At 77.4% G+C, this 1454-nt stretch carries 2 protein-coding genes; both read left to right on the top strand.

Annotated elements, in window-relative coordinates:
• Nucleotides 1-1112: undecaprenyldiphospho-muramoylpentapeptide beta-N-acetylglucosaminyltransferase (gene murG / locus A5714_RS05170; protein WP_068283419.1), on the top strand; the 1112-nt coding region annotated here is incomplete at its 5' end.
• 41 nt (nucleotides 1113-1153) lie between these two features.
• Nucleotides 1154-1454: Mur ligase domain-containing protein (locus A5714_RS05175; RefSeq protein ID WP_231975780.1), on the top strand; the 301-nt coding region annotated here is incomplete at its 3' end.

The raw sequence follows: 1454 nt of genomic DNA on the forward strand, positions 1-1454 counted from the left end.
TGGCCGGGGGCGGCACCGCCGGCCACGTCGAGCCGGCGATGGCCGTCGCCGACGCGCTCACCGCGCTCGACCCACGGGTCCGCATCACCGCGTTGGGCACCGCGCGCGGCCTGGAGACCAGGTTGGTGCCCGAGCGCGGTTACCACCTCGAGCTGATCACGCCGGTCCCGTTGCCGCGCAAGCCCAGCGGTGACCTCGCCCGGTTGCCACCCCGGGTGTGGCGCGCGGTCCGGGAGACCCGCGCGGTGCTCACCGGCGTCGGCGCCGACGTGGTCATCGGGTTCGGTGGATACGTGGCCCTGCCCGCCTATCTCGCCGCCCGCGGGTTGCCGCGGGGCGCCGGGCGCCGCCGCATCCCGGTGGTGATCCACGAGGCGAACGCGCGCGCCGGTCTGGCCAACCGCGTCGGGGCCCGCCGCGCGGACCGGGTGCTGGCCGCCGTGCCGGACTGCGGACTGCCTGGCGCCGAGGTGGTCGGGGTGCCGGTGCGCGCCGCCATCACCTCGCTGGACCGCGCGGCGCTGCGGACGGAGGCGCGCCGCCACTTCGGTTTCGCCGACGACGCCCGGGTGCTGCTGGTGTTCGGCGGGTCGCAGGGCGCGGTCTCCCTCAACCGGGCCGTGTCGGGGGCCGCCGCGGACCTGGCGGCCGCCGGTGTCTCCGTGCTGCACGCCCACGGCCCCAAGAACACCCTGGACCTGCGCGAACCGCGACCGGGCGACCCGCCCTACGTGGCGGTGCCCTACCTCGACCGGATGGACCTGGCCTACGCCGCCGCGGACCTCGCGATCTGCCGTTCCGGCGCCATGACCGTCGCCGAGGTTTCGGCGGTCGGCCTGCCCGCCATCTACGTACCGCTGCCGATCGGCAACGGCGAGCAGCGGCTCAACGCGCTGCCGGTGGTCAACGGCGGGGGCGGCATGATCGTCGCCGACGCCGACCTGACGCCGACGGTGGTCGCCGAGCGGGTCTCGGGGTTGCTGGGGGACCCGCCGCGGCTGGCGGCCATCACGGCCGCCGCCGCCCGGGAGGGCCACCCCGACGCCGCGCGCCGCGTCGCGCAGGCCGCCCTCGACATCGCCCGCGGCGTCGCGCCCGGGAGCGCGCCGTGACGAGCCCGCCCGAGCTGCCACCCGGCCTCGAGCGGGTGCACATGGTGGGCATCGGGGGAGCGGGCATGTCCGGCGTCGCCCGCATCCTGCTGGACCGCGGCGCGCTCGTGTCCGGCTCCGACGCCAAGGAGTCGCGCGGCGTGCACGCGCTGCGGGCCCGCGGCGCGCAGATCCGCATCGGGCACGCCGCGGCGTCGCTGGACCTGCTGCCCGGCGGACCCACCGCGGTCATCACCACCCACGCCGCCATCCCGAAGACCAACCCCGAGCTCGTCGAGGCCCGGCGCCGCGGCATTCCGGTGATCCTGCGGCCCGTCGTGCTGGCGATGCTGATGGCCGGGC

The organism is Mycobacterium sp. E2462, from assembly GCF_001672685.1.
In the GTDB taxonomy this organism is placed as follows: domain Bacteria; phylum Actinomycetota; class Actinomycetes; order Mycobacteriales; family Mycobacteriaceae; genus Mycobacterium.